Below are 2,425 nucleotides of genomic sequence, written 5' to 3'. Positions count from 1 at the left end.
GCATTCCGGCAAGCAGCGCATCATCGGCTACCTGCTGCGCGAACTGCCGGACGACGAGCCGGACAGCATCAACGGCATCAACGTCACCATCACGCTGCCCACCAACAAGGGCGTCATCGCCTCGCGCCTGAACCTGACCCAGGAACATTTCTCGCGCATCCTGCACGAGCTGATCGACCTCGGCCTGATCCTTGTCGAAGGCCGCAAGATCCATATCCCCAGCGTCGCCAAACTACGCATGCACGAAGGCTGAGCGGTACCGGCTTCAGACGTGAAAAGGGCGGGGATTTCCCCGCCCTTTTTTGCTGCCGGCGAACGCTCAGTCGGTGATCAGCTTGCCGCTGTTGAGCAGATTCTGGATGATCGCCTGATCCATCGACTGCCCGACCACAGGCGTAACGCCGGAGGTCAAATCAACTCCTTCCAGGACAATCTGTTGCGTTACCCCACCGGCGGTATCGGGGCGGACATTGATGATCGTGTTGCTACCCGACTTCTCGAAATCGAGATACTGGTCAATGGCGCTAGCCGTAGTTGCTGACCCGGAGAGCAAATCGCGCAAATCCAGGACATCGCCACCGGCCGCTACCGACGCGGTATCGAACTGCTGGATCACGTCAACCGCAGGCAACTCAACAGATCCCTGATCGCTGAACGACCACCGGAAGACATCCACCCCGCTGCCGCCGACCAAGGTGTCATTCCCGGCACCGCCAATCAAGATATCGTTGCCAGCCCCACCATCGATCATGTCATTGCCAATGCCACCGGTCAGCACGTTGCCATTGCTACCCCCCAGAATGCTATAGGCCTCACTGCCGTCACTATCCTGAGTGACGATAGTCATCGTCGGCACAAAGTTCGCCGGTAGGTGTGACGTAGCGGTTGACAACCAAAGCTGATCGGTAAAGCCCCCTGCAGTGTAGGCATTTTCCAGGAAGGCGGTATCCAGCATGAAGATGGCACTACCATCCGAAGCAAACCCGGAAGAGGGTACGGCGGACAGGGAACCGGTATCCGTATCCAGGACATACAGCGCAGCGCCCGCCGGGAAGCCGCTGAGCGAAATAGCGCTGAAAGATTCGCTGCCATCAACGTCAAACAAGTTAGCGAACAGCTCAACCGGATAACTGTTGCCCTTCTGAGGTACGGGCGAGAACGACAGGTAGTCGACCTGATAACCGTCCTTGTTGCCATAAAGCGCCCCATCGGTGATAACCATCGAGCGAATTTCACGGCTGACGGTAAAGTTCAGCAGGTCGCCACCATTGCTGAATGCATCGCCATCAATGGACGTCTGCAAGGAAACCTGGGTGACCGTGCCAACACTGCTGGCATCCAGACCAGAAATGGACCATGTTCCATTGGCGTTGATCACCGCTGTAGAGGAGAGGGTGCCCAATGTTCCCTCAATCGTCAGAATTACGGAGGCCGTAGTCGCACTGATGGTGCTCTTCCCGACCACCTGCAAGGTGCCGGCTAGCGCCACGGACGACAGATTCAGTCCGCTAGCATCCAGCGTGCTCGCAATACTGACGGTCTCGCCGTCCGAGTTTTTGACGTTCATCGAAATGCCATGAACGCTCGCAGCATCCGTAAACTGGAAGGTAAGCGACTCGCCCGGATCAATCCGATTGTCACCCTTACCCTCGGACTGGACGCCAATACCTAGTCCATTATTTGAAACCAGCGTGCCACCGGAAGCGGTCACAGTGATTCCGTTGGGTGCGGTATAGGTGCTGCCACCAGAATTTGGCACCGTGAAGACATAGGACGCCCCGATCACAACTCCCGAACTACCAACAGCGTCCGCCACAGCAATGATGTCCAGCGTTGCGGAAGCGGTCGTCGACTGTGGATCGGATACGCCATTAGTGGAACCGTTATCGACGATATCGTAGGTAAATGTGACGCCACTATCGTCATTCAATGCCGGGGTGAAGTTCCAAGTACCGTCGCCATTGTCTATCAGCGTGCCACTGCTGGCAGTAAGGTTCGCCACCCTCAACGCATCGTTCTCAATATCCGACGCGTTGGCCAGCAATTCGGCTGCAGTGATTATCCGAGTACCATCCTCCAGCATTGCTACGAGCGTAACCGGCGTAGTCGTTGGCGCATCGTTGACATTTGCGACGACCACATTGAAGGTGTCCGTGACCGTGCCGCCGTTGCCATCATTGGCAAGCACATCGATCGACAGCGTGCCAACGTCACCGTTGAGGGGCGTCCCGCTGAAAGTACGCGTCACCGGATCGAAGCTCAGCCAGGCCGGCAGTGCCCCGCCACCCGCCAACTGCGCGCTGTAGCTCAAGGTATCGCCAACATCCACGTCAGCGAAGCTGTTGGCGGCAAACTGGTAATTGAACGCGGCGTCTTCGGTCGCGTTTTGGTCGGGAATCGGGTTGGCCACCGTCGGTGCGTCGTT

2 protein-coding genes are annotated in these 2,425 nt (G+C 57.4%); one reads left to right on the top strand and one right to left on the bottom strand.

Going from position 1 to position 2,425, the window contains the following annotated elements; translation table 11 throughout:
- A partial coding sequence (locus CVT63_08200) for a Crp/Fnr family transcriptional regulator (GenBank protein ID PKQ27402.1) occupies nucleotides 1-253 on the top strand: 253 nt, incomplete at its 5' end.
- Between the two features lie 66 nt (nucleotides 254-319).
- Here CVT63_08200 and CVT63_08195 read toward each other — a convergent pair.
- Nucleotides 320-2,425 (bottom strand): hypothetical protein (locus CVT63_08195; GenBank protein PKQ27401.1); only part of this gene is annotated, 2,106 nt, incomplete at its 5' end.

Source organism: Candidatus Anoxymicrobium japonicum, assembly GCA_002843005.1.
Lineage (GTDB): Bacteria > Actinomycetota > Geothermincolia > Fen-727 > Anoxymicrobiaceae > Anoxymicrobium > Anoxymicrobium japonicum.
Note: the sequence above shows the minus strand (reverse complement) of the source record. Positions and strands in the feature narration are given on the sequence as shown.